The following is a 22,180-nucleotide window of genomic DNA, read 5'->3' as shown; positions in this document are numbered from 1 at the left end:
CATCGCGATCAGCCCCATCGGGAACTCGCCGGTGATCTTCCTCGACGAACGCTCCCCCGGCCGCGGCCGGTCACTCGGAGTCGTACCAGAGACGAACGAGTTCGCCGTCGGCGGAGGATGCCATGGCTCTGTTGTCCGGCCCGAAGGCGAGCGAGGTGACCTTCTGGAGGCCGATCTTGATGGCGGTCACGTCGCCGGTGGCGAGGTCGCACAGGTAGAACGCGGTGTTGCCGCCTGCGGCGAGAATTGCGCCGTCCGGGCTGAACAACGCGGGCTGACGGGCCCTGCCGCCGGTCAGGCCGGGTACGGCGACGCAGTGTCCTGATGCGAGGTCCCACAGGACGATGCTCGCCGTGCCTCCTCCGACGCCCGCCAGGGTCCGGCCGTCCGGTCCGAAGGCGAGTGAGCTGATGCCGGCGCCCGGATGCGTGAGGGTGTCCACACGGCCGCCGTCGGCGGCATCCCACAAGGACACCGTCGTGCCGGCCCCGCCGACCGCCAGCGTCGTGCCGTCGGGGCTGAACGCGAGGCAGGTCGTCGCCTGGGCACTGACGGACTTCAACGCGACGGTCTGCAGGCCACTGCCGACGTCCCAGAGCCCCACCGTCTTCTTCGTGCACGCCGCCAGTGTCCTGCCGTCGGGGCTGAGCGCGATCGCCTTCGGGTGGCTGATCTTGATCTTCCGGGCGGCCTGTCGGTCGCCGGTGGTGAGATCCCACAGCCACACGGCCCGGCCGGCCCCTGCCAGCACGCTGCTGTCCGCACTGAACACGAGCGGATCCACCGGATTGACGTGGCCGAGGAGATGCGCCACATGGCGGTTCTCGGTCAGGTCCCACAGATGCAGGTCCCCGCTGGCACTCGCCATCACCGTGGCGTCGGGGCTGAGCGCGACGGTGTGCAGGCGTTTCGCGAACGGCGGTGTGAGGCTGACCGGCCCGGACGCCTGCCGTGACGCGACGGGCATCGTGGTGTTCCGGATGTTCATCGCGATCTGCGGGCGGGTGTCCGTCAGGGTTCTTCCCAGCATGGTGTTCACGGCGGTCCACGTGCGGGCCGTCGGCATGCCGTCCAGCAGTGCCAAGGCCTCGGGCATGGTCGCACGACGGGACGGGTCCTTCTCGGTCAACGCCTGGATGAGCGGTGCGAGGCGGCCCGCGCGTCTCATTACGGGAAGCGGCCCGACCAGGATCGCGGTGACGGTGCCGGTCCGGGTCTCCTTTGCGAACGGCGAGTACCCCTCCACCGCCTCGAAGAGGCTCACCCCGAGGCTGAACAGATCGGACGACGGGTCACCTGACCTGCCCTCATAGCGCTCCGGCGCCATGTAGGGCGCGGAACCGATGACCACGCCGGTGCGGGTGAGGCCGTTGTCACGGTCGCTCTTGGCGATCCCGAAGTCGGTGAGCAGCGCCCGCCCGTCCGCCTCGTTGACCATGATGTTGTGCGGTTTCACGTCCCGATGGATGATTCCGGCCTCGTGTGCGAAGCCCAGAGCGGACAGCATCTGTCCGGCCACCGCGGCAACCTGGTCCACCGGCAGGGCGGCCCCGAGCAGTTCGGCCAGCGAGCGACCGCGGACGAACTGCATGACTGTCCACGGCATGCCGCGTTCGATCACGACGTCATGGACGGTGACGATGTTGGGGTGATCCGCCAGGGCGGCCGCGTTGCGCCCTTCGAGGACGGCCCGATCCAGGAACTCCTTCTGATGGATGGGCGGTATCAGGCCCAGGGACACCTCTTTGATCGCGACCGTCCGATCGAGGCGGGTGTCGTACCCCTCCCAGATCGTCCCCATGCCGCCGGAGGCGATCTGCCGGACCAGCAGGTACCGTCCGCCGTCGATCGCTTCTCGCGCCGCCTCGTCCGTCACTTCAGCCTTCTCCCCCTCGGCACCGCTGTCGTCGCCCAACGGTGGACAGCCCGCGCGGGGCGATGCCCCGTGCTGACCCATCGTCATGGGGCCCGCCCGGCGGATCAAGGCGCGGGGGTGTCGGTGATGCCAAGTCGGCGCTGCACCTCGCCATGGCCGCGGGCCCGCCCTTCGGAAGGAAGGGCGGGCTGCACGCGGCAACGGTGGATGTACGGGTTCCGGGCCGGCCTACGGGGTCAGGTCAGGCCTTGCCCTTGCTGATCACCCACTTGCCGTGGATCCAGTTGCCGACCTGCTCGTAGCCGGAGCGGAAGGAGCCGAGCCAGTTCAGGGTCAGGTTCGCCTCGGCCGAGGACTTGACCGCGGTGTAGCTGGAGGGGTCGTCGGCCGAGCCGCCCGTGGTGTTCTTGGCGATGGCCGGGAAGGGGTATGTGGGCCGGGACGAGGTGACCTTGCCCGTGCTGTCGACCGTCGACGTCAGCAGGTCGGCCGGGGCCTTGCCCTGGGTGACCCAGTCGGTGATCGCGGTCAGCGCGTCCAGCTTGTCCGGGCCCTGGCCGCCGCCGCAGTGGGCGACGCCGGGAAGCAGGAACAGCCGGGCGAAGCTCGTGGTGGCCGCCTCGCCGCCCATCACCTTCTCAACTGCCTTGTAGTAGGCCATCGTTCCGACCGCCGGGATGTGCTGGTCGCCCAGCCCGTGCCAGAGGATCAGCTTGCCACCCGCCTTCTTGAAGGCGGTGAGGTCGGGGTCGGTGGCGTCGTAGATGCCCGCGCCCAGCTCCATGACCTTCTTGTAGGAGGCGGCCGTGAACTTGATGTCCTTGTAGGTGAGGGCGGGCCGCGGGCTGTCGAAGATCTGGTAGCGCAGGGTCTCGCGCACGAAGCTCTGGTCACCGGTGGTGCCGGTCGCCGAGGTGGGCACGATGATTCCGGCCCAGTTCAGCTCCGAGCCGCGCAACTGGTAGCCCGGGTAGAGGAGTCGACCGTGCTCGTCGGTTGGGCCGGAGTAGATGCGGCGCAGTGTGGTGACCTGGTCGGCGGTCAGGCAGTAGTCGTCGGACGTGGAGGTCTGCCCGGCCTTGCACTGGATGCTCGCCGGGTCCCAGGTGCAGGCCAGCGGGTCGGCGATGATGCCGTCGGCCGGTGCGTCGCAGCCCTTGAGGACGGCGGCGTGGATGGGGGCGAGGTCGGCGGTGGTGATGGTGGCCGGGCCGCCGTCGAGGTACACGGACTGGGCGGTCCAGGCGTGCGAGAAGGTGTTCAGCGCGGTGAAGTTGTTGGCCGGGGCGCCGGCGACGATGCCGTCGAAGTCGGTCGGGTAGCGCTGGGCCTCGGTCAGGGCCTGGTGGCCGCCCTGCGAGCAGCCGTCGAAGTAGGAGTGCGTGGCCGCCCGGCCGTAGTACTGCTTGACCAGGACCTTGGCGACCTGGGCGAGCAGGTGGTCGGACTTGTAGCCGAAGTCCGCACGCAGGCTCGGGTCGGTGGAGAACAGCCCGCCGCCCTGGGAGTGGCCCTCGTCGCTGGAGCCCACCGCGAAGGCGCCGTCCGTCAGCGGGACACAGCCGTAGGACGCGGCGGCGTTACCGGTGTTGACGCTGCCGCACAGGCCGCCGCAGCCCAGCTGTAGGTAGTTCGCCTGCCAGCCCGTGTCGGGCAGCCGCAGCTCGAAGTGGATCTGCGGGGCGATGACACCCTGTACATCGCAGTACCCCCAGTTTCCGAGGGTGTTGCTGCTCGCGGCGACCTCCGCGGCCGAGCCGACCTCGAACGGCACCCCGGGCACGGCGGCGGCCAGGTCGAGGGAGGTCACGCCGGAACACGTCATCGCCGGGGCGATGCCGGAGGTGGTGGTGGCCGCGTTGACCGCCGCGGCGGAACCGTAGGTGTACGCGCTGCCAGGCGTCGCGCCGGCGAGAGTGATGCTCACCCCGGTCACGAGGGCGAGGGCGGCGGCCAGGGCGGCCATGAAGGCGGTGGACTTCCGCCGGCACCATCTGGGGAGCATACGCATACTCGGTCTCCGTTCGATCGCTGAGCCGAGGCGAGCGACCGTCGCAGCGGTGCGCGGGGCATCCTGTTCGGGCTGCCTGTCCCGGAGCACACCGCCGCACCTCGCGGCCCCCACCCGGCCCCTGGCAACTGCGGCTTCACAGGGGCGGTACGGCGAGGACCGTAGTCCCGCGATCTACAGGGGCGCAAGATTGGTCAACGAAATTGTTGACGATTCTGGGCGGTGGGGCAGCCGGTTCCGCCGACATCGGCCAGGCCTCAGGCCGTCAACCCGCACAGCGCGCAATCTGAGGATTCGCGGCGAACACGGCGAGTACCGCAGGTCCTGTTGCGGCGAGTGAGGAGGGAACACGCCCTCCTGCTAGCGTCCTGCGGTGATCTCTCTGGGGGAACCAGCCTTCTTCACCCGCCTGCGCGACGCGCGGCGGGTGCTCATCGCCGGTGCGGGCGGCGGCTTCGACGTGTACGCCGGGCTGCCGCTCGCCCTCGCGCTCCGGACCTCGGGTAAGGAAGTACACCTCGCCAACCTGTCCTTCGCCGACCTCTACGGCCTGGACCTCGACGTGTGGGTGGACCAGGACGTCGCCGCCGTCGGGCCCGAAACGCCCCTGCGCGGCGACTACTTCCCCGAACGGACGCTCGCGCAGTGGCTCGCGACGCAGGACCTGCCGTCGACCGTGTACGCGTTCCCGAGCATCGGGGTCGGTCCGCTGCGGGCCGCCTACCGGACGCTGATCACGCATCTCGGCGGCGTCGACGCGGTCGTGCTGGTGGACGGCGGGACCGACATCCTGATGCGCGGCGACGAACACGGTCTCGGCACACCGGAGGAGGACATGGCGAGCCTGGCCGCCGTGAGCGGGCTCGACGAGGTCCCGCACCGGCTGGTGGCCTGCCTCGGCTTCGGAGTGGACGCGTATCACGGCGTGAACCACTCGCTCGTACTGGAGAACCTGGCCGCCCTGGACCGGGACGGCGCCTATCTCGGCGCGTTCTCGCTGCTCGGGGCGGGGCAGGAGGGTGCGCTGTATCTCGACGCGGTGGCGCACGCCCAGCGCCACACCCCGAGCCACCCGAGCATCGTGAACGGCTCCGTCGCCGCCGCCGTGCGCGGTGACTTCGGCGACGTCCGGTTCACAGAGAGGACCAAGGGCGGCGAGCTGTTCATCAACCCGCTCATGGCCCTGTACTTCTGCGTGGACCTGCCCGGGCTGGCCCGCCGCAATCTCTACCTCGGTCTGCTGGAACGGACTTCGCTGATGCGGCAGGTGAGTTCGGTGATCGAGGAGTTCCGCAGCACGCTGCCGCGCCAGCGCCCGCCGCGGGCGTTCCCGCACTGACGATGGGCAACTCTTCTCCGTCCCGTCGAGGCGGCCCACCGCTACCCGAGGCCGCACAGGTCGGTCAGGGAGCCACGTGGGCGGCGGAGTTCCTCACAGTGCCGGACCCGGAAACCCAGCGGGAGGGCCGCGGTGAGGTAGGCGTTGAGCGGGCGGTGGTACTCGGCGAGGAGGGACGAACGGCCGTCCGGGCCGGGTGCTGGTGGCCGGTGGCCGAGATCATCGCACGTACCGACTTCTGGCGGGCGGAGTGGCTGCCGGCCGTGGGCGGATCGCGGGGAAGCGTCCGGCAGGAGGTGCGTGTTCGCTCCGGACGGCCTAGCGGCGGACCGCCGAGATCAGTCCGCCGGGCCGTTCCTCCTGCCGCGGCGGGGTGTTGATCGGGCGGCCGTAGGCGGCGGCGCGTTCGCGCAGGGTGTGGGTGTCGGCGTCCCAGCCGTGCCCGGCCAGCCAGGCGACCGGGTCGTCGGGCATCTCCGAGACCCACATGGATGCCGCGGATCCCGGCTCGGCGTCCGCGCCGAAGCGCTCGATCACGCCGCGCGAGCCCAACGTCAGGCCCATCCGACTGCCCGGCGCCGACTGCGCGCCGATGCGGGCCAGCAGGAGTTCCACCGCGTCCTCGGGGAGATAGATGAGCAGCCCCTCGGCGATCCAGGCGGTCGGCTCGGCCGGGTCGTGCCCCGCCGCGGCCAGCGCGCCGGGCCAGTCCTCACGTAGATCCACCGGGACGGTGATCCGCTCGCAGCGCGCGACGGCCCGTTCCTGGCGCAGCACCGAGGCCTTGAAGTCCAGTGGAACGGCGGTGTCGACCTCGAAGAGCCGGGTGCCCTCGGGCCAGTCCATCCGGAAGGCCCGGCTGTCCATGCCGGCCCCGAGCAGCACGACCTGCCGGACCCCGGACGCAGAGGCCTGCCGCAACAGCTCGTCGAGGAACTTCGTCCTGATGACGATGGAGAACGCCACGCCCAGCCGGCGGCGGCGCGCGGCCTCGTCGTCGGGCAGCGGCGGCGAGGTGGGCCACAGGCCGCCCGCGGCGGCGAAGGCCTTTGCCAGTGGGTCGTGGAACAGCGCGTTCTCGCGCGCGGTTTCCAACGCCCGTACTCTGGCCACCCCCACGGCTGTGGCCCACACTCCGGACGGCCGCGTCCGCTCCTGTTCATCAGTCACCACGCCAGCCTAGGTGATCGATTCCAAGGGGCCCGGGGCCGGGTGAGTGGAGCCGGCCTGAGGTTGTCCGGAAGGTTCGGAAGGCTGTTCGGAAGGCGTCGCCGTCGGTCGGCAGCGGGAGGGGCGTCGCTCATGTGGTCGCCCGGGCGGGGAGGGACTGACCCGTGAGGTGTTCGGCCTCCCGCCACAGTCGGGCCGCGACGGCCTTGTCCCGGCCGGGGCGCGGCAGTGCGACGGGCTTGGTCGGGCCGACGACCGCCCAGCGGGGACCGTAGTAGCCGCCGGGGGTGGCGCCGGGGTCGGCCGCGGCGTAGAGGAGGGGTTCGGCGCCCTGCTCGGGTCCCTGGGAGGGGACGATCCTGTAGGCCAGGGCTTCGATCAGGCCGGGGCGGCCGCCGTTGAGGTTCGGGCCGGAGGTCATCAGGTTGGTGCGGGTGTAGCCCGGGTGCGCACCCGCCGAGAGCAGGGGCCAGCCGCGCTCCGCGGCGAGGTCGGCCAGGTGGGTCATCAGCAGCAGGTCGGCCAGCTTCGACTGGGCGTATGCCCGGGTCGGGCTGTAGCGGCGGGCGGACTGCAGGTCGTCGAAGTCGATCCGCGCCCGGGTCGCCACGCCGCTGCTCATCGTGGCGACGCGCGGCGCGGGGGCGGACAGCAGGAGCGGCAGGAGCCGGACCGTGAGCGCGAAGGGGCCGAGGAAGTTGCTGGCCAGCTGCAGTTCGAAGCCGTCGACGGTTTCCGTGCGCGCGGGCACGTTCATCACGCCGGCGTTGTTCACCAGCACGTCCAGCGGGCGGCCGGCGGCGATCAGGCCGTCGGCGAACGCCCGCACCGAGGCCTGGTCGGCGAGGTCCAGGCGGCGGACCTCCGCCCGGGCGCCGGGGTGTGCGGCCAGGATCTCCGCCTTCGCCTGCTCCCCCTTCGCCTCGGTGCGCACCGCGAGGACGATGTCGGCTCCTGCCGCTGCGAGGCGTGTGGCCGCCTCCTTGCCCGTGCCACTGTTCGCGCCGGTGACGACGGCGAGCTTTCCCTGCTGGTCGGGGATCTGGTACATGACGCACTCCATAAAGTACTGCCGGTATCTTGTCTTGCGACCAACATAACGTACCGGCGGTCCGTTAGTAAAGTACCGTCGGTCTGTAAGATGGGTAGGTGACCTTCCAGCGAGCGCGAACCGATGAGCAGCGCAGCGAGCGGCGGCGGCAGATCCTCGACGCCGCGGACGCGATGCTGACCGAGATGACCGTGGCCGAGCTGAGCCTCACCGCCCTGAGCCGCCGGGTCTGCCTGGCCAAGGCCAACGTCCTGCGCTACTTCGAGTCACGCGAGGCGGTCCTGCTGGAGCTGCTGGAGACCCAGGTCACCGACTGGGTCGCGGAGCTGGAACGCGAAGCCGTCCCCACGGGCGGCGGCAGCGGGGAGCGCGGGGACCGACTCGCCGAACTCCTGGCCTCCTCGATGGCACGCCGGCCCGTTCTGTGCGACCTGCTCAGCTCGCAGGCCTCGGTGCTGGAACACAACATCTCCGCCGAGGTCGCGATCCGGCACAAGCAGGCCGCCCGGAAGTCCCTGGGAAACCTGGTCGCCCTCGCCGGCCGGTACCTGCCGGAACTCGGCGACGACGGTGCCGCGGCCCTCGTGGAGACGACGCTCCTGATGGCCATGGCCGCCTGGCCGTGCAGCCGTCCCCCACAGGCCGTTCTCGCCGCCTACGCCTCCGATCCCACGCTCGCGATGATGCGTATCGACTTCGCCGACGCCGTGCGCCGGACAGCACAGGTGACCGCCTCCGGCCTCCTCGCCCGCAAGGAGGCCCCGAAGGCGACCATCGCCTGAACGCGCACCGGACGCCTCGCACCGTGGGCGGCAGGCACAGGCACTCATCTACAGGAGGTGTCCGGTGTGGCGCGAGATGTCATGAATGTGCCGCATTAGCGTTTGCGGCATGACTGAATCCTCATTTCAGGACGACGTACTGGACGGACTCGGCGACCGCGACCTCAACGAGATCGCGGGTCTCCTGGGCACCGACACCGACGGGGCGCGCGAGGCGGTGGCCGAGACCGCCGGCGCGATGAGCAGCCAGCTGCGGCAGAAGGCCGTCGCCGACGACGATGACGCCGCGGAGGTACGCGAGGCCCTCTCCGAAGTCGCCGAACCTCCGCTCCAGGGCGTGGCCACCCTGGGCGGTGGCCTCGCCGGGGGCCTGATGGCCGGCCTGCTCACCAAGATGAGCAGGCCCATCGCCCAGGCGGTGTCCAAGAAGACCGGCATTCCCGCCGCGAACGTCGACCGGATCATCAGAGTGCTCATTCCCGTGGTGATGGCCGTCTTCGCCAAGCGCGCGGCCGCCACCAAGGGCGCCGCCCCCGAGGCGGCCCCGGGGGCGGCCCACTCAAGCGGCGCGGCTCCCGGCGCGGGCTCTGGTGGCCTCGGCGAACTGCTGGAGCAAATCCTCGGTGGCGGCAAGCAGTAGCCGTCCCGGGGCGGAGAACTGCATCGCCGTGACACGCTCGGCCGCGTCCCGTCGGCGTTTCTCGCCGACGCTGTAATAGCGCTGCGTAGCGCCGAGTTGGCGACCGTCGTACGGGACACCTCCCCGGGCGCGGAGCGGGCAACACGCCTGGCTGCGCGTCAGGGCTGAGCCGCGCTGTGGGACGCCGGCCCCTCGCGGCGGCGGCCGCGGCCTTCGCCGGTCTGCCGGACCGGGTGGCGGAGTTGGGACATGTCGCAGTCGCGACATCGTGGGGTCGTGACATGCTCATCGGCTCGGCAGATTCTTTCGGACAGCGCGTGATCAGGCGTTGCACGAAAGGTGTGTGGCTGATGGCATGGAACCGTCTGACGGCGGCGATATCGACGGCACTGGTGCTGACCACGGGAGGGCTGTCGTCGGCCTCCGGGCGGGCGTCGTCCCCCGGCACGGCCGAGGCGAGGGGCGCCGCCGCGGCGGCGTCCACCGTGAGGCTGGTGACCGGTGACCGGGTGACGGTGACACCCGGCGGCGACGGCCGGCGCACCGCCTCGGTGGAACCCGGTCCGGACCGCCGCGGCATCGTCTTCCGCACGTACGAGCAGGACGACCGGCACCATGACCGTACTCCCGTCCGACGCGGCGGAGTTGGTCGCCGCCGGGACGCTGGACCGGCGCCTGTTCGACGTCACCGCCCTCATCGCCCAGGGCTACGACGAGGCCGGCACCTCGGCGCTCCCGCTGATCGTTTCCCCCGAGCCGGGCGGCGTGACGGCCGGAGGGGCGGCGAGCCGCAAGGCAGCGGCGGCGACCGCGGACCGGCTCACCGCGGTCAACACGGCGTCCGTGCCGGAGCGCCGCCTGGAGGGCATCGACGCGACGGCCCTGCGGGTGGACGACGACGATCTCGGCGCGTTCTGGAAGACTCTGCGCCCCGCGGACACGGCCCGGCTCGTGCGGACCCCCCGGGTGTGGCTGGACGGCAGGGTGGCACCGGCGCCGGACCGCAGTACGGCGCAGATCGGCGCGCCTGCGGCCTGGAAGGCCGGTTTCGAGGGGCAGGGCGTCAAGGTGGCCGTCCTGGACACCGGTGTGGACGCCGGCCACCCGGACCTGGCGGGCCGGATCGCCGAGTCCAGGGACTTCTCGGACAGCGGCAGCGTGACCGACCACTTCGGGCACGGCACGCATGTCGCGTCGATCGTCGGCGGCAACGGAGCGGCATCCTCCGATAAGCGGCGCGGGCGGACCTGCTGATCGGCAAGGTGCTGGGCGACGACGGGTACGGCTCCGAGTCGCAGGTCATCGCCGGCATGGAGTGGGCGACCGCGGAGCACGCCAAGGTCGTCAACATGAGCCTGGGTTCGGACGCGCCCACGGACGGCACCGACCCCATGAGCCAGGCCGTCGACACCCTGTCCGCCTCCGGGCAGACGCTGTTCGTGGTCGCCGCCGGCAACGCAGGTGACCAGGGCGCGTCGACCATCGGTTCGCCCGGTGCGGCCGACGCCGCGCTCACCGTGGGTGCCGTGGACCGGGACGATTCCCTGGCGCCCTTCTCCAGCGGCGGCCCGCGCCTGAGCGACAAGGCCGTGAAGCCCGACGTGACCGCGCCCGGCGTGGGAATCGTCGCGGCCCGCGCCTCGGGAACGGCCGTGGGCACGCCGGTGGTGGCGGGCATCGCGGACAAGGCCATCGCCAGTCAGATGGGGCTCAGTCGGCGCACCATCCAGCGCCACATCCAGCGGATGATGTCACTCGCCGGGGCCACGACGCGTATGCAGCTCGCCTGGCAGGCGGCCCGCCGCGGCTGGCTCTGAGCGGCCGGCGGTGCCGGTGCCTCACCCGGCGCCGATCGGGCCGCACATCAGGTTGCCGGGTTCGCCGGGGTCGTCGCTGGTCCAGAACTGGGTCCACAGCGCGGCGAACTCGGGGCGGCTGAGGTAGCCGTCGGCATCCTGGTCGAGCCGGTCGAAGACACCGCCGGTCGCCACGGGCCGCCCGTGCCAGGTGTCGACCAGGCGCTGGTGCTCGCCGCGCGAGATACGCCCGTCGGCGTTCTCGTCGACCGCGTCGAAGATGGTGTCGGCGGTGGCGGTGACGGCTTCCGGGATGGTCGGCAGCAGGTCCACCATGGCGAGGAGGTCGTCCATGTCGATCCGGCCGTCCCGGTCCGTGTCCACGGTCTCCGACAGCTGCCGCCACCAGCCCTTCAGCACGCCGTCCACGCGCTCCGCCAGTTCCGATCCCTCCCTCACCCGGGGCAGCCGGCTCCAGCGGTCGGCCAGGGCCACGAAGTCCGCCTCCTCCAGATAGCCGTTGCCGTCCGCGTCGAACGCCTCGAACATGGCCTGGAGCTTGGTCCGCTGGAACTCGCTGGACATCACATGCCTCCTCACGCGCAGTGCTGAGGACATGCTTTCCGCGGGCGACCGCCCCTCAACGGCGCTCGCGCTCACCGCGACCGGGACCCGCGCGCCCACGCGCCCGCCCGGTGCGCCGGGCGCCGGTTTGCCCGCGGCGGGCCGAGGACCGGTTCCCCGGCGGCCGCACACCCGTCCCGGGCCGCCATCGATTCCGTACCCTTGCGGCATGCGCATGCGCCCCACGCTGAGCTGGACCCCCGCCGCGGACCTGCCGCCGGGCACCACCGACCTGGAGCCGGTCGTCGACGCACTCGGCGCCGGCGGTGTGCTGGTGCTCAGCGGGGCGGGCATCTCCACGGAGTCGGGCATCCCCGACTACCGGGGCGAGGGCGGGAGCCTGAGCCGGCACACGCCGATGACCTACCAGGACTTCACCGGGAGCGCCCACGCGCGCCGCCGGTACTGGGCGCGCAGCCACCTCGGGTGGCGCACCTTCGGGCGGGCCCGCCCCAACGCGGGGCACCTGGCGGTGGCCGCCTTCGCCAGGGACGCCCGTGTCTCGGGTGTGATCACCCAGAACGTCGACGGTCTGCACCAGGCCGCGGGCAGCGAGGGGGTCGTGGAGCTGCACGGCAGCCTGGACCGGGTCGTCTGCCTCTCCTGCCGCGCCTTCAGCCGGCGCCGCGAGCTCGCCCGGCGCCTGGAGGCCGAGAACCCGGGCTTCGACCCGGTGGCCGCCGGGATCAACCCGGACGGTGACGCCGACCTCACCGACGCGCAGGTCGGCGACTTCCGCGTCGTGCCGTGCGCCGACTGCGGCGGCATTCTCAAACCGGACGTGGTGTTCTTCGGCGAGGCGGTGCCGCCACAGCGCGTCGAGCACTGCCGGCGCCTGGTCCGGGAGGCGGCCTCGCTGCTGGTCCTCGGCTCGTCGCTGACGGTGATGTCCGGGCTGCGTTTCGTCCGTCAGGCGTCCCAGGAGGGCAAGCCGGTCCTGATCGTCAACCGGGACCCCACCCGGGGCGACCCGCACGCCCTCACCCGGGTCGCCCTCCCGCTGGGACCGGCCCTGACGACCATCGCCGACCGGCTCGGCATCCCGGTCGGCGGCCCGGCGGACTGAGCCGCCGCCCGACGGGCATCCGCAGCCGCGGGTGAAGGGGAGACGTGGCGCATGACAGCGGACTCACCGGGGAAAGCAGAAGCTGCTCGACAGGTGGAGGGCCGTCTCGGGGACACCGAGAGCACTCAGAAGGGTGTCCAGGCGGCGGCCGTTCAGAGGTGGCCGTCCAGGAACTTGCGTACCTCTGCGGTGGTCATGGGCCCCGTGGCGTGCGCCACCGCCCCTCCCTCCTTCAGCAGGACGTAGGACGGGGCTCCGGTGATCCCGTATCGCTCGGTTACGGCCGGACAACGCGTGATGTCGGCGCGGACGACCGTCAGGCGGCCCGTGTAGTCGTCGGCGATGCCACCCACGACGAGGTCCATCGCCCGGCAGGACTCGATCGCCTTGGGCCAGGTCCCGGTGAAGTATGCGAGGACCGGAACTCCGCTCATCCCGAGGATGAAATTGAACTCCGCGTCCTCACGAGGTCGGTGAACCCGTTTCGTCATGGAAGCTCCTGACCTCACGTTCCGTCATTCCGTCCCCATCATCCCTCGCGCGGTGTGCCAGGTCGGTCACCCGGTCGCAGCCCGCCGGGCACCCATGGATCAGCTATCCGGGCCGCGTCAGCTGACCCGAAGACCGACCGCCAGCGTCAGTTCGAGGACCCGGTGTGGCGATGCGAGATCCGGAAACAGCTCGCGCAGCTGCGACATCCGGTACCGGACCGTCTGGGGATGGACGAACAACGCCGCCGCCACCTCGTCCCGCCTGCCCTGGTGCAGCAGCCACGCCCGCAGCGTCTCCTCCAGCCGCCGTGCGGTCGTAACGGGCAAGGTCCGCAACGGTGCGAGGGCTCGGGCACGCAGGTCTGCGAACGCGTCCACGTCGGCGCTCAGCACCAGTTCGGGCAGGTGGTCCTCGGTGTCGCGCACATCGGAGGAGAGGGTGCGCGCGCGTACGGCTCGTGCGTACGAGGCGGACGCACGCGTCCATGGCCGGGCCGGGCCGACCACGGCGGTGCGGTCGGTCAGCTGCCGCAGAAGATGTGACCGGTCGGCATCGGGGACGAGCAGCACACCGGTGGCGTCCGGCAGATCGTCGAGGACGAGGGTGCTCGGGTCGAACGCGCGGTAGGCAGGCCGGGCCTGGGCGGCGGGCAGCAGGACCGCGGTCAGCGAAACCGGAGGTGGCCACCCGGCCCGTTGAGCCGAGGCCAGCAGCACGTCCGGGCTCGCGCCGGCGAGAAGGTCGCGGGCCAGCTGCTCCAGGTGGCGCTCGTGATCCCTGCCCCGGGCGGCCAGTTCGTCGGCGTGGCCCGCCGCGCTCGCGGCGGACAGCTCGTCGATGTACGCGAAGGTCAGCTCGGCGAACTTGGCGACCTCGGCGGCGGGCAGACCTGCGGGTACGGCACCCGCTGCCAGGCATCGCCAGGCCACGCGGGCGCCGACGCGGTAGGCGCTGAGCAGGGCGTCCATCGAACGGCCGTCGCGCACCTCGCCGCGGCCGAGCTCGTAGGCCGCGTCACCGCCGTCGCCGCCTGTGGCGTTCCCGCTCGCGAGGTCCAGGTAGTGCCCCAGGGCCGTGCGGACGGCTCGGCGGATGGTGGCGCCCATGTGGCCTGTAAGGGCGTTGGCGTAGGGAGGGACCTCGTCGATGATCGCCTGGACGACCTCGTCGGCGGTGGCCTTCAGCCCGGCCCGAAGTACGGTGACCGTCGTCTCGTCCAGGGCCAGTTCGCTGGCCCTCCGGATCACATGGTTCACGTTTTATTCCCTGCGAACAATTCTACCGTTCAGATTTACGTCCTGCGGTCAGGACCTTACGCCCTGAGGCACAGCAAGCTGGAACCATGACGAGTACAGCCCTCCGCAGCAGGGCGTGGAAACTGCTGGAGATGGTCACGACGCCGCTGCTGCCGTCGGACTACCTCGACCTGGTCAGCCCGCTGCGTGCGGGCGCCGACCTGCGGGGGCGCATCGAGGCCGTGCACCCCGAGACGGGTGACGCCGCGACCATCGTGATCAGGCCGGGGCGAGGCTGGCGCGGCCACACCGCCGGTCAGTACGTGCGGATCGGGGTCGACGTCGACGGGGTGCGCCTGTGGCGTGCCTACTCCATCACCTCGCCGACGAACCGCCAGGACGGCCGCGTCACGATCACCGTGAAGGCGATCCCGGACGGCAAGGTCAGCAACCACCTCGTCCGCCGGGCGACACCGGGCACGCTGATCCAACTCGACCAGGCGACCGGCGACTTCGTGCTGCCGCGGGCCAAGCCCGCCAAGGTGCTCTACCTGACGGCCGGCAGCGGCATCACGCCCGTGATGGGCATGCTGCGCGACACCGAGTTCGACGACGCCGTCCTGGTCCACTGCGCGCCGCGGCCGCACGACGTGATCTTCCGCAACGAACTGCACGACCTGGCCGCGGACAGGAAGCTGCGGCTCACCGAAGTGCACACCGCCACGGACGGCCTGCTCGACATCGCCCGTCTCGGCGAACTCGTGCCTGACTGGGCGGAGCGCGAGACCTGGGCTTGCGGGCCCGCGGGCCTGCTCGACGCCGCCGAGAAGCACTGGAACGACCACGGCGTCCAGGAGCGCCTGCACACCGAACGCTTCCGCCCCGGCATCGTCGTCACCGGCGACGGCGGCGAGGTCACGTTCAGCGCCACCGGCAGGACCGTCGACGCGGACGGCGCCACGCCGTTGCTGGACATCGGCGAGGAGGCCGGCGTGCTCATGCCCTCCGGGTGCCGCATGGGCATCTGCTTCGGCTGCGTTACGCCGCTCAAGGCGGGCGCCGTCCGCGACCTGCGCACCGGCGAGATCACCGAGGCCGAGCCGGGCGTCCTCATCCAGACCTGCGTGTCCGCCGCCGCGGGCCCCTGCGACATCGAACGGTAGGAACACCTTGACCGCCATCGACCCCACCGCCCACCTGACCGCGGAGCAGATCGAGGAGCTCGGCCGCGAGCTGGACGCGATCCGCGACGAGGTGATCGCCACCCGCGGCGAGCAGGACGCCGCCTACATCCGCAAGGTCATCTCGGCGCAGCGCAAGCTCGAACTGGTCAGCCGGGGCGTGCTGTTGTTCTCGTTCTTCCCGCCCGCGTGGCTGATCGGCACCGCCGGGCTGTCCGTGGCGAAGATCATGGACAACATGGAGATCGGCCACAACATTCTGCACGGCCAGTGGGACTGGATGCGGGACCCGAAGATCCACTCCACCACCTGGGAGTGGGACCACGTCTCGCCGTCCGAGCAGTGGAAGCACTCGCACAACGAGTTGCACCACACGTACACCAACGTGATCGGCAAGGACAACGACCTCGGCTACGGCATCATGCGCGTCGACGAGGACCAGCGGTGGCATCCGTTCCACCTCGGCCAGCCGCTGTGGAACTTCATCAACGCCTGCTTCTTCGAGTACGGCATCGCGGCGTACGACCTGGAGCTCGGCAAGAACCTGCGCAAGCGCCGCCGCAAGGACCCGGAGTTCCGCGCGCGGGCCAAGGCCGTGGGCCGCAAGATCCGCAAGCAGGTGCTCAAGGACTACGTCATCCACCCGCTGCTGTCGGGCCCGTCGTTCCTCACCACGCTCGCCGCCACGTTCACCGCGAACCTGGTCCGCAACCTCTGGTCCCACTCGGTGATCATGTGCGGGCACTTCCCCGAGGGCGTACAGGTCTTCGAGCGCCGGTCGATCAAGGGCGAGACGCGCGGCCAGTGGTACCTGCGCCAGATGATGGGCTCGGCGAACATCAGCGGCAGCAAGGCCATGCACTTCATGACCGGCAACCTGTCCCACCAGATCGAGCACCACCTGTTCCCGGACCTGCCGAGCAACCGGTACGCCGAGGTCGCGGTGAAGGTGCGCGCGCTGTTCGAAAAGTACGAGCTGGAGTACGTCACCGGGCCGCTGCCCAAGCAGGTGTTCTCCGCGTGGCACAAGGTCTTCCGGCTCTCGCTGCCGAACAAGAAGCCGAAGGCCAAGACGCCGGACCGCGAGAAGGAGCTCGTCGCGGCCTGATTCCCGGCAGTGCTTCGGATCTTTCGGCCGCACCGCCGGAACACCACCTCACGGGTGAAGCCGGAAGGCCGCCGGAGCTCTACCGCGTCCAGAACACGGGCGCCCAACGCCCAGAACCAAGCCTCCGCTGCCGCAGGCCACGTGCTCGCGTCGCCGCGGCGCCAGCCGAAGTACACCCGCCCTGGTCCTCTGAGCCCCCCTCCCCGGATCTGCCGCCCGAAGTCCACAACCCGTTCGTGGGCGTGCGCTGATCGGCACAAGCGGGACCGTCACGAGTCTTGTGGCGTACCGGCCTCCAACCTAGACTCGGAAAAGTGAAGCAAGTTCAGTTCAGGTAATGGTAACGGGGCGGGGATTCGGGAGCAGACTCGTGGTGGGTTCCTTGGACGGCAAGACCGCGCTCGTCACCGGTGCGGGGCAGGGCATCGGGCGGGCGATCGCCGTGGAGATGGCCCGGCAGGGTGCGTCCGCGGTGGTCGTCGCCGATCGGGACGAGAAGACCGCGTACGAGGCCGCGGAGCTGGTACGGGCGGCTGGGGCGCGTGCCGAGGCGGTCGTCTGTGATCTGCGGGTCCGGGGCGACATCGCGGACATGGTGGCGTACGCGGCGGGGTGTTTCGGGGGGCTCGATGTTCTGGTCAACAACGCGGGGGTGATCGAGACAGCGTTCACGGCCGCGCCGGAACGCGGCGTCGACTCGCTTCCGGAGGAGGTCTGGGATGCGGTCTATGAGGTCAACCTGAAGGCGGTTTGGCTGACGACCAAGTTCGCCGCGCCGTATCTGCGTCGCTCGTCGCGCGGGCCCGCCATCGTCAACACGGCGTCCGTCTCCGGCCTCACCGGGTTTCCCAATGCCCCCGCCTACGGTGTCACGAAGGCCGGCGTGATCCATCTGACCAAGGTCACCGCCGTCGACCTGGCCCCGGTGCGCTGCAACTGCTTCTGTCCTGGCGTCATCGACACCCGGCTGACCCAGAAGTACTTGGCCGCCGCGCCGGACCGTGACGCCATGGAGCACGAACTGACCTCGCCGCAGCTGGTGGAGCGGCTCGGGCGGCCGGAGGAGGTCGCGAGGCTGGCGTGCTTCCTGGCCTCCGACGACGCCGCGTTCATCACGGGGTCGTCGTATGTGATCGACGGTGGCGCCCTGGCCTGGCTCGGTGTACGGGACTGACGGCCGTCGGAATGGACCGAGATACTCCAAGGGGAGCGAGGGGCCCGATGCAGGCGAGGCTGACCGGGAAGACGGCGTTGGTGACGGGTGCGACGGGAGGCATCGGTGAGGCCGTCGTGCGACGGCTCGCGGCCGAGGGCGCGACGGTCGTGGTGACCGACCTCGACGTCGATGGATGCGCGAAGTTGGCCGATGAGGTCGGGGGCGGGGCGCTGGGGCTGGCCCTCGACGTGTCGGACGAGTCGGCGTGGCGCGATGCGGTGGCCCAGGCGACCGGCGTGCTGGGCGAGTTGTCCGTGCTGGTCAACAACGCGGGCATCGCCACGATGCACACGGTGGAGAGCGAGACCATGGATTCCTGGGACCGGGTTCTGGGCGTGACGCAGACGGGGGTCTGGCTCGGCATGAAGCATGTCGGCCCGTCCATCGAACGCGCCGGGGGCGGTTCGATCGTCAACGTCGCGTCGATCTTCGGCACGGTCGGCGGCTTCGGCGCCCAGTTCTCGTACCACGCGGCGAAGGGTGCCGTACGGCTGATGACGAAGAACGCCGCGCTGCACTGGGCCGGGCGTGGCGTTCGGGTGAACTCCCTGCACCCCGGCTTCATCGAGACGCCGCGCTCACGCGAACTGTGGCGCGGAACGCCCCGGTTGACGGCGATGGTCGAGGGGACGCCGCTCGGCCGGCTCGGTGCGCCGGAGGAGGTGGCGGCCGCCGTCGCGTTCCTCGCCTCCGACGACGCGAGCTTCATGACCGGCTCGGAGCTCTACGTCGACGGAGGCTGGACGGCGCGTTGAGCCGCCCGCCGCTCGGCGGCCTCAGGCTGCGGCGACCGCATACCGGTTGACTCCGTCCGCCTCCGTGCACCGGGCCTGCGCGCGGGCCACGAGCACGTCCAGGTGCGCGGCCGTCTCGTTGACGGCGAGCATCTGGTCGAAGGCGCCCAGCTCCGCGAAGGCGACCTTGCGCCGAGTCCACCCCAGTTCCCCCGCCACCTCGTGCGCGGTGCGCGTACGGTCGCCGAGGGCGGCCAAAGTCTCGGCGAGCCGGTCGTCGTGGTGGGTCAACAGCTCCCCGACCCGTGCGTGCACACTGTCGCCGACCGGGCCGTGGGCGGGCAGCAGCCGCGCGTCGGCGAGCGTCGTCATCAGGTGCAGGGAGTCCAGGTAGTCGCCCAACGGCAGTGCGGCGTCGCCGAGTTCGAAGCCGATGGACGGGGTGATGTGCGGCAGGACGTGGTCTCCGGAGAACAGCAGTCCCCGTGCCTGGTCGAGGTAGACGACGTGCCCCTGGGTGTGGCCGGGGGTGGGGATCACCGTCAACCTCGTGTCCCCGAAGCGGAGTTCCTCCGCCCGCAGCCAGCGGTCCGGCGCCTCCCACACGGTGGCGTCGAAGTCTCCCTGGTACATGGCGGTGAGGCGCTCGGCGAGGTCGTGGGCGCCGGCCCGGCGCAGTGTGGCGAGCGAGCTGACCGGTTCGTCCGTGCGCAGCTCCCCCAGCAGTTCCAGGCCGCGCCGTTCGCCGGCGCCGAGGTAGACCCGGGAGCCCAGCAGCCTGCGGAGTTCGACGGCCTGGGTGTAGTGGTCGCGGTGGATGTGCGTGACGAGGATGTGGCTGATCTCGCCGAGGTCGTGGCCGAGTTCGGCCAGGGCGTCCTCAAGGGCCTTGCGTGACTCCGGGATCGACCAGCCTCCGTCGATCAGGACCAGTCCGTCGTCCGTGAGTCCTTCGAGCGCGTAGACGTTGACGGCCCGCAGTCCGTCCTCCGGCAGTGGGAGGGGAACGCGGTGGACGCCGGGGTGTACGGTCTCGGGTCCGCCCTGCGCCCAACGGCCGCGGTCGAAGCGGTCGGAGCGGTCAGAGCGAGGGGTGCGGGTCGTGGGGGTGGTCATGCATCTCCTTGCCGGTGCTGTCCGGGGTGTGCGGCGAGCCCGGTGTGCAGGTCGTGGGCGAGCCTGCGGGCTCCCGAACGGTCGAGCTTGCCGACGGTCGTCTGGGGCAACTCGCTGACCGTGAACGCGAATTCGGGCCACTTGGCCTTGGAGAGGCCGGTGCGGGCGAGGTGGGCGGTGATCTCGTCGAGGCCGAGTTCGCCGCTGCCGTCCTCGACCACGACCAGCACGGCGGCGCGTTCGCCGAGGAGCGGGTCGGGTACGGGGGCGACGCAGACGCGGGCCACGGCGGGGTGTGCGGCCACGGCACGTTCGATCTCGGTGATGTCGAGGTTGCGTCCGCCACGGATGATCACGTCCTTCTCCCGGCCCATGACGGTCACCGTGCCGTCCTCACCGGTCACCAGCAGGTCTCCGGTCGGGAAGTAGCCGTCCGGGGTGAGGGCCGGCGGCTCGACCTTGCCGTCGCGGGCGTAGCCGAGGAAGAGGGAGGAGCCGCGGACCTGGGCCTGCCCGGTCTCCCCGGGCCCCAGGACGCTGCCGTCCGCGGCGACGGCCCTGAGGTCGGTGCCGGGGAACGGCCGTCCGTCCCGGCCGAGGCGGATCTCCTCGGGGTCGTCGGGCCGGGGCGAGGTGTGCCCGAGGCACTCGGACATCCCGAAGACGCGCAGGATTCTCGTGCCCAGCGAGCGCTCGGCGCGGGCGAGCGCGCCCTGGTCCATCGGCCCGCCGCCGACGGTGATCGAGCGGACTCCGTCGAGGATCCGCGAGCCGGCGGCTGCCGAGCCCATCTGGAGGGCCATGGTCGGCACGCACATGGTCCACCGGACGTCGTGTTCAGCCATGCGGGAGAGTGCTTCCTCGCGGTCCCAGCGGCCGGACAGGACGAGCGGTCCACCCAGCATGAGCGCGAGACAGACACCGAAGCAGTAGGCGGCGGTCGAGGAGAGCGGCACGACGGCGGCCACGGCGTCCCCGGCGTGCAGGCCGTTGACGTCGATCGTGCAGGAGCACGCGTACCGCAGGGCGCTCTCGGACTGTACGACGCCCTTGGGCCGGCCCGTGGAGCCGGAGGTGAGGCCGATGACGGTGCCGCCGGACCAGCGGGAGACATCGCGGGGCCCTCGACCGGCGCGGACCGCCCAGCCGTCGAGGGCCTCGGCCGACCGTGTGTCCGGCAGGGCCCGTTCGGCGTTCCACTCCGCGATAGCGGACGGTGCGGCGACCAGGACGTCCGGCCTGATGTCCTCGACGGCGGCGGCGAACTCGGCCCGGGTCGTATGCCGGTTGACCAGGGCCAGAACACCGCCCGCCCGGCCGACGGCGAGGGTCGCCGCGACCGTGCGCCACGAGTTGTCGGCCTGGAGGAGGACGGTGCCGCCCTGTGTGCTGTTCGGGGTGCTCCCGGGGGTGCCGTCCGGGCTCATCGCCTCGGCCAGGTCCGCCGCCCGTCGCAGGAGATCGCGCGCGCCGTGGCGTCCGTGATCGTCGACGACCGCGGTGAAGTCGGCCTGCTCGGCCCGTTCTTGGAACTCCCGCACTGTCTGTCGCATCCACTTCCTCGCCTCGTTGCGAAGGGATTCATTCAGTTCAGGGAAGGCGGTCGGCGGCGCCGCGCTCAGCCGCCGTACATCTCCATCTCGCCGCCCATGACGGCGATCCGGCGTCCGCGCATGTCGCCGACCTGGGCGACGGCCGCCGCCCACTCCGGGCTCCGCAGGGCCTTGCGCAGGTCCTCGGCGCTGTCGAAGCCCAGGACGGACATGCCGTCCCATCCCTCCGAGCGCGGCTCGAGGGCCGTGTCGATGTCGGTGTGCCGCCAGGACCTGAGGCCGGGAAGGTGCCGGGTGAGTTCGGCGTGTTCACCGCGCCACCAGGCGATGAACCGTTCGTGGGTCCACTCGGGCGGCCGGGCGGCCAGCAGGACGAGGTTGTACATGGTGTCCCTTCTCAGGCATCGCGCCATTTCAGGTGAACAGGACCGCGGGCGAGCGCCCGATCAGCAGCCGTCGTACCCGGCCCTGGTCGTCCAGCCGGGCGGAGGCCACGAACGTCGCCTCGGGTACACCGGACCTGCGCACCTCGCCGAGATACAGCTCGTCCAGGCCGACGGTGGACGCGGTGAGCAGGTGGTGCGTGCGGACGCCCACCGTGCGCTGGGCGAGGTACCCCTCCAGCGCGGCCCGGCCGCCGTGGAAGTCGGTGCCGGTGTCGCCTCCGGTGGAGAACAGGATGGAGAAGGAGAAGTCGTCGCTGATCAGGTCGAGGATGCGGTCGGCGTCGTCGCTGTCCAGGATCCCGAACCAGGTGGTCAGGAACGGGGCGGCGGACGTGGACGGGGCGCTCACGGCCGGTCCACGAGGTCGAAGTCGGGCGTGAAGAACGACTGGTAGCTGGCCATCAGTCCGCCGGCCGACACCTGTACGGCGGACAGGAACGCCCCCGTCGTCACGCCCGCGTCGACCACGAAGCCGTACGCCGTCTCGACGTCGCCGTCGACCGCGTACCGCACGATCTCGTGCCTGCGGTCCACCGCGTTCCGCCCGGCGATGTAGCCCGCGAAGTCCTCGCGGGAGGTACCCGCGCGCTGCCCGCCCGGGAGGGAGATGAGGAACCGGAAGCCGGGTTCCAGGAGTTCGAGGGCCTTTTCCGGGTCCTGGCCGTCCATTCTGGCCATGTATTCGCGAAGCACCATTGCTGATCGCTCCCTCTCAGCGCCATGAGCCGACAAGCGTGAATCACA

The 22,180-nt window shown here is 71.1% G+C and carries 22 protein-coding genes; 10 read left to right on the top strand and 12 right to left on the bottom strand.

The window, feature by feature from the left end; all coding sequences use genetic code 11:
• Window positions 1-70: 70 nt before the first annotated feature.
• Window positions 71-1,876 (bottom strand): WD40 repeat domain-containing serine/threonine protein kinase, encoded by a 1,806-nt coding sequence (locus ACGFZS_RS21955; protein ID WP_393796544.1) that lies wholly within the window; start codon window positions 1,874-1,876, stop codon window positions 71-73.
• 241 nt (window positions 1,877-2,117) lie between these two features.
• A complete protein-coding gene (locus tag ACGFZS_RS21950; RefSeq protein WP_393796543.1) occupies window positions 2,118-3,887 on the bottom strand; it encodes a tannase/feruloyl esterase family alpha/beta hydrolase in 1,770 nt (589 codons plus the stop codon).
• Window positions 3,888-4,260: 373 nt separating this feature from the next.
• Here ACGFZS_RS21950 and ACGFZS_RS21945 point away from each other — a divergent pair, with 373 nt between their 5' ends.
• Entirely contained in the window at window positions 4,261-5,226 is a 966-nt protein-coding gene (locus ACGFZS_RS21945; protein ID WP_393796542.1) for a DUF1152 domain-containing protein, read from the top strand.
• Between the two features lie 318 nt (window positions 5,227-5,544).
• On the opposite strand, the gene ACGFZS_RS21940 is transcribed toward ACGFZS_RS21945, so the two are convergent.
• Together ACGFZS_RS21940 and ACGFZS_RS21935 are read right to left on the bottom strand one after the other, a co-directional pair.
• Complete coding sequence (locus ACGFZS_RS21940) at window positions 5,545-6,360, bottom strand: class I SAM-dependent methyltransferase (protein WP_393796584.1); 816 nt, start codon at window positions 6,358-6,360, stop codon at window positions 5,545-5,547.
• A gap of 166 nt (window positions 6,361-6,526) precedes the next feature.
• The gene (locus tag ACGFZS_RS21935) at window positions 6,527-7,447 is read right to left on the bottom strand and encodes an SDR family oxidoreductase (protein WP_393796541.1); all 921 of its coding nucleotides are present in this window, start codon (window positions 7,445-7,447) and stop codon (window positions 6,527-6,529) included.
• 98 nt (window positions 7,448-7,545) lie between these two features.
• On the opposite strand from ACGFZS_RS21935, the gene ACGFZS_RS21930 reads away from it, so the two are divergent.
• From ACGFZS_RS21930 to ACGFZS_RS21915, 4 genes are all read left to right on the top strand, one after another.
• Window positions 7,546-8,229 (top strand): TetR/AcrR family transcriptional regulator, encoded by a 684-nt coding sequence (locus tag ACGFZS_RS21930; RefSeq protein ID WP_393796540.1) that lies wholly within the window; start codon window positions 7,546-7,548, stop codon window positions 8,227-8,229.
• Between the two features lie 109 nt (window positions 8,230-8,338).
• A complete protein-coding gene (locus tag ACGFZS_RS21925; protein ID WP_393796539.1) occupies window positions 8,339-8,869 on the top strand; it encodes a DUF937 domain-containing protein in 531 nt (176 codons plus the stop codon).
• A gap of 615 nt (window positions 8,870-9,484) precedes the next feature.
• Window positions 9,485-10,123, top strand: coding sequence for a S8 family serine peptidase (locus ACGFZS_RS21920; RefSeq protein ID WP_393796538.1), 639 nt, complete (start codon window positions 9,485-9,487; stop codon window positions 10,121-10,123).
• 8 nt (window positions 10,124-10,131) lie between these two features.
• On the top strand, window positions 10,132-10,686 hold the full coding sequence (locus tag ACGFZS_RS21915) for a S8 family serine peptidase (RefSeq protein WP_393796537.1): 555 nt from the start codon (window positions 10,132-10,134) through the stop codon (window positions 10,684-10,686).
• 21 nt (window positions 10,687-10,707) lie between these two features.
• Here the strand turns inward: ACGFZS_RS21915 and ACGFZS_RS21910 are convergent, their stop codons facing one another.
• Window positions 10,708-11,283, bottom strand: coding sequence for an EF-hand domain-containing protein (locus ACGFZS_RS21910; RefSeq protein ID WP_393796536.1), 576 nt, complete (start codon window positions 11,281-11,283; stop codon window positions 10,708-10,710).
• A gap of 175 nt (window positions 11,284-11,458) precedes the next feature.
• On the opposite strand from ACGFZS_RS21910, the gene ACGFZS_RS21905 reads away from it, so the two are divergent.
• Window positions 11,459-12,355 carry an NAD-dependent protein deacetylase gene (locus ACGFZS_RS21905; RefSeq protein WP_393796535.1) on the top strand — a complete coding sequence of 299 codons (897 nt, stop codon included), beginning with the start codon at window positions 11,459-11,461 and terminating at the stop codon, window positions 12,353-12,355.
• Window positions 12,356-12,507: 152 nt separating this feature from the next.
• On the opposite strand, the gene ACGFZS_RS21900 is transcribed toward ACGFZS_RS21905, so the two are convergent.
• Both ACGFZS_RS21900 and ACGFZS_RS21895 read right to left on the bottom strand, forming a co-directional pair.
• On the bottom strand, window positions 12,508-12,846 hold the full coding sequence (locus tag ACGFZS_RS21900; RefSeq protein WP_393796534.1) for a thioredoxin family protein: 339 nt from the start codon (window positions 12,844-12,846) through the stop codon (window positions 12,508-12,510).
• Between the two features lie 117 nt (window positions 12,847-12,963).
• On the bottom strand, window positions 12,964-14,103 hold the full coding sequence (locus ACGFZS_RS21895; RefSeq protein ID WP_393796533.1) for a PucR family transcriptional regulator: 1,140 nt from the start codon (window positions 14,101-14,103) through the stop codon (window positions 12,964-12,966).
• Window positions 14,104-14,189: 86 nt separating this feature from the next.
• Between ACGFZS_RS21895 and ACGFZS_RS21890 the strand changes: the two genes are divergently transcribed.
• The 4 genes from ACGFZS_RS21890 (at window position 14,190) to ACGFZS_RS21875 (ending at window position 18,342) form a co-directional block, all read left to right on the top strand.
• Complete coding sequence (locus tag ACGFZS_RS21890; RefSeq protein WP_393796532.1) at window positions 14,190-15,245, top strand: ferredoxin reductase; 1,056 nt, start codon at window positions 14,190-14,192, stop codon at window positions 15,243-15,245.
• Window positions 15,246-15,252: 7 nt separating this feature from the next.
• On the top strand, window positions 15,253-16,371 hold the full coding sequence (locus ACGFZS_RS21885; RefSeq protein WP_393796531.1) for a fatty acid desaturase family protein: 1,119 nt from the start codon (window positions 15,253-15,255) through the stop codon (window positions 16,369-16,371).
• Between the two features lie 370 nt (window positions 16,372-16,741).
• A complete protein-coding gene (locus ACGFZS_RS21880; protein ID WP_393796530.1) occupies window positions 16,742-17,545 on the top strand; it encodes an SDR family NAD(P)-dependent oxidoreductase in 804 nt (267 codons plus the stop codon).
• Window positions 17,546-17,592: 47 nt separating this feature from the next.
• Window positions 17,593-18,342 carry an SDR family NAD(P)-dependent oxidoreductase gene (locus ACGFZS_RS21875; protein WP_393796529.1) on the top strand — a complete coding sequence of 250 codons (750 nt, stop codon included), beginning with the start codon at window positions 17,593-17,595 and terminating at the stop codon, window positions 18,340-18,342.
• A 21-nt stretch (window positions 18,343-18,363) separates the two neighbouring features.
• Here the strand turns inward: ACGFZS_RS21875 and ACGFZS_RS21870 are convergent, their stop codons facing one another.
• The 5 genes from ACGFZS_RS21870 to ACGFZS_RS21850 form a co-directional block, all read right to left on the bottom strand.
• Window positions 18,364-19,437 carry an MBL fold metallo-hydrolase gene (locus ACGFZS_RS21870; protein ID WP_393796528.1) on the bottom strand — a complete coding sequence of 358 codons (1,074 nt, stop codon included), beginning with the start codon at window positions 19,435-19,437 and terminating at the stop codon, window positions 18,364-18,366.
• Window positions 19,434-20,990 (bottom strand): class I adenylate-forming enzyme family protein, encoded by a 1,557-nt coding sequence (locus ACGFZS_RS21865; RefSeq protein WP_393796527.1) that lies wholly within the window; start codon window positions 20,988-20,990, stop codon window positions 19,434-19,436. The genes ACGFZS_RS21870 and ACGFZS_RS21865 overlap by 4 nt, the downstream gene beginning before the upstream one ends.
• 65 nt (window positions 20,991-21,055) lie before the next feature.
• A complete protein-coding gene (locus ACGFZS_RS21860; RefSeq protein WP_393796526.1) occupies window positions 21,056-21,376 on the bottom strand; it encodes an EthD family reductase in 321 nt (106 codons plus the stop codon).
• Between the two features lie 28 nt (window positions 21,377-21,404).
• A complete protein-coding gene (locus tag ACGFZS_RS21855; protein WP_365681560.1) occupies window positions 21,405-21,785 on the bottom strand; it encodes a nuclear transport factor 2 family protein in 381 nt (126 codons plus the stop codon).
• Window positions 21,782-22,132 carry a nuclear transport factor 2 family protein gene (locus ACGFZS_RS21850; protein WP_393796525.1) on the bottom strand — a complete coding sequence of 117 codons (351 nt, stop codon included), beginning with the start codon at window positions 22,130-22,132 and terminating at the stop codon, window positions 21,782-21,784. The genes ACGFZS_RS21855 and ACGFZS_RS21850 overlap by 4 nt, the downstream gene beginning before the upstream one ends.
• Window positions 22,133-22,180 lie beyond the last annotated feature (48 nt).

It is taken from the genome of Streptomyces sp. NPDC048288 (genome assembly GCF_043201555.1).
GTDB lineage: Bacteria > Actinomycetota > Actinomycetes > Streptomycetales > Streptomycetaceae > Streptomyces.
This window is presented reverse-complemented; position numbering and strand designations above follow the sequence as displayed.

Bases quoted from the DNA above. Each gene is read 5' to 3' on its own strand.
- ACGFZS_RS21950 (WP_393796543.1), bottom strand. From the start codon at position 3,887: ATGCGTATGCTCCCCAGATGGTGCCGGCGGAAGTCCACCGCCTTCATG.
- ACGFZS_RS21935 (WP_393796541.1), bottom strand. From the start codon at position 7,447: ATGTACCAGATCCCCGACCAGCAGGGAAAGCTCGCCGTCGTCACCGGC.
- ACGFZS_RS21925 (WP_393796539.1), top strand. From the start codon at position 8,339: ATGACTGAATCCTCATTTCAGGACGACGTACTGGACGGACTCGGCGAC.
- ACGFZS_RS21920 (WP_393796538.1), top strand. From the start codon at position 9,485: ATGACCGTACTCCCGTCCGACGCGGCGGAGTTGGTCGCCGCCGGGACG.
- ACGFZS_RS21910 (WP_393796536.1), bottom strand. From the start codon at position 11,283: ATGTCCTCAGCACTGCGCGTGAGGAGGCATGTGATGTCCAGCGAGTTC.
- ACGFZS_RS21905 (WP_393796535.1), top strand. From the start codon at position 11,459: ATGCGCATGCGCCCCACGCTGAGCTGGACCCCCGCCGCGGACCTGCCG.
- ACGFZS_RS21900 (WP_393796534.1), bottom strand. From the start codon at position 12,846: ATGACGAAACGGGTTCACCGACCTCGTGAGGACGCGGAGTTCAATTTC.
- ACGFZS_RS21890 (WP_393796532.1), top strand. From the start codon at position 14,190: ATGACGAGTACAGCCCTCCGCAGCAGGGCGTGGAAACTGCTGGAGATG.
- ACGFZS_RS21875 (WP_393796529.1), top strand. From the start codon at position 17,593: ATGCAGGCGAGGCTGACCGGGAAGACGGCGTTGGTGACGGGTGCGACG.
- ACGFZS_RS21870 (WP_393796528.1), bottom strand. From the start codon at position 19,437: ATGACCACCCCCACGACCCGCACCCCTCGCTCTGACCGCTCCGACCGC.
- ACGFZS_RS21865 (WP_393796527.1), bottom strand. From the start codon at position 20,990: ATGCGACAGACAGTGCGGGAGTTCCAAGAACGGGCCGAGCAGGCCGAC.
- ACGFZS_RS21860 (WP_393796526.1), bottom strand. From the start codon at position 21,376: ATGTACAACCTCGTCCTGCTGGCCGCCCGGCCGCCCGAGTGGACCCAC.
- ACGFZS_RS21850 (WP_393796525.1), bottom strand. From the start codon at position 22,132: ATGGTGCTTCGCGAATACATGGCCAGAATGGACGGCCAGGACCCGGAA.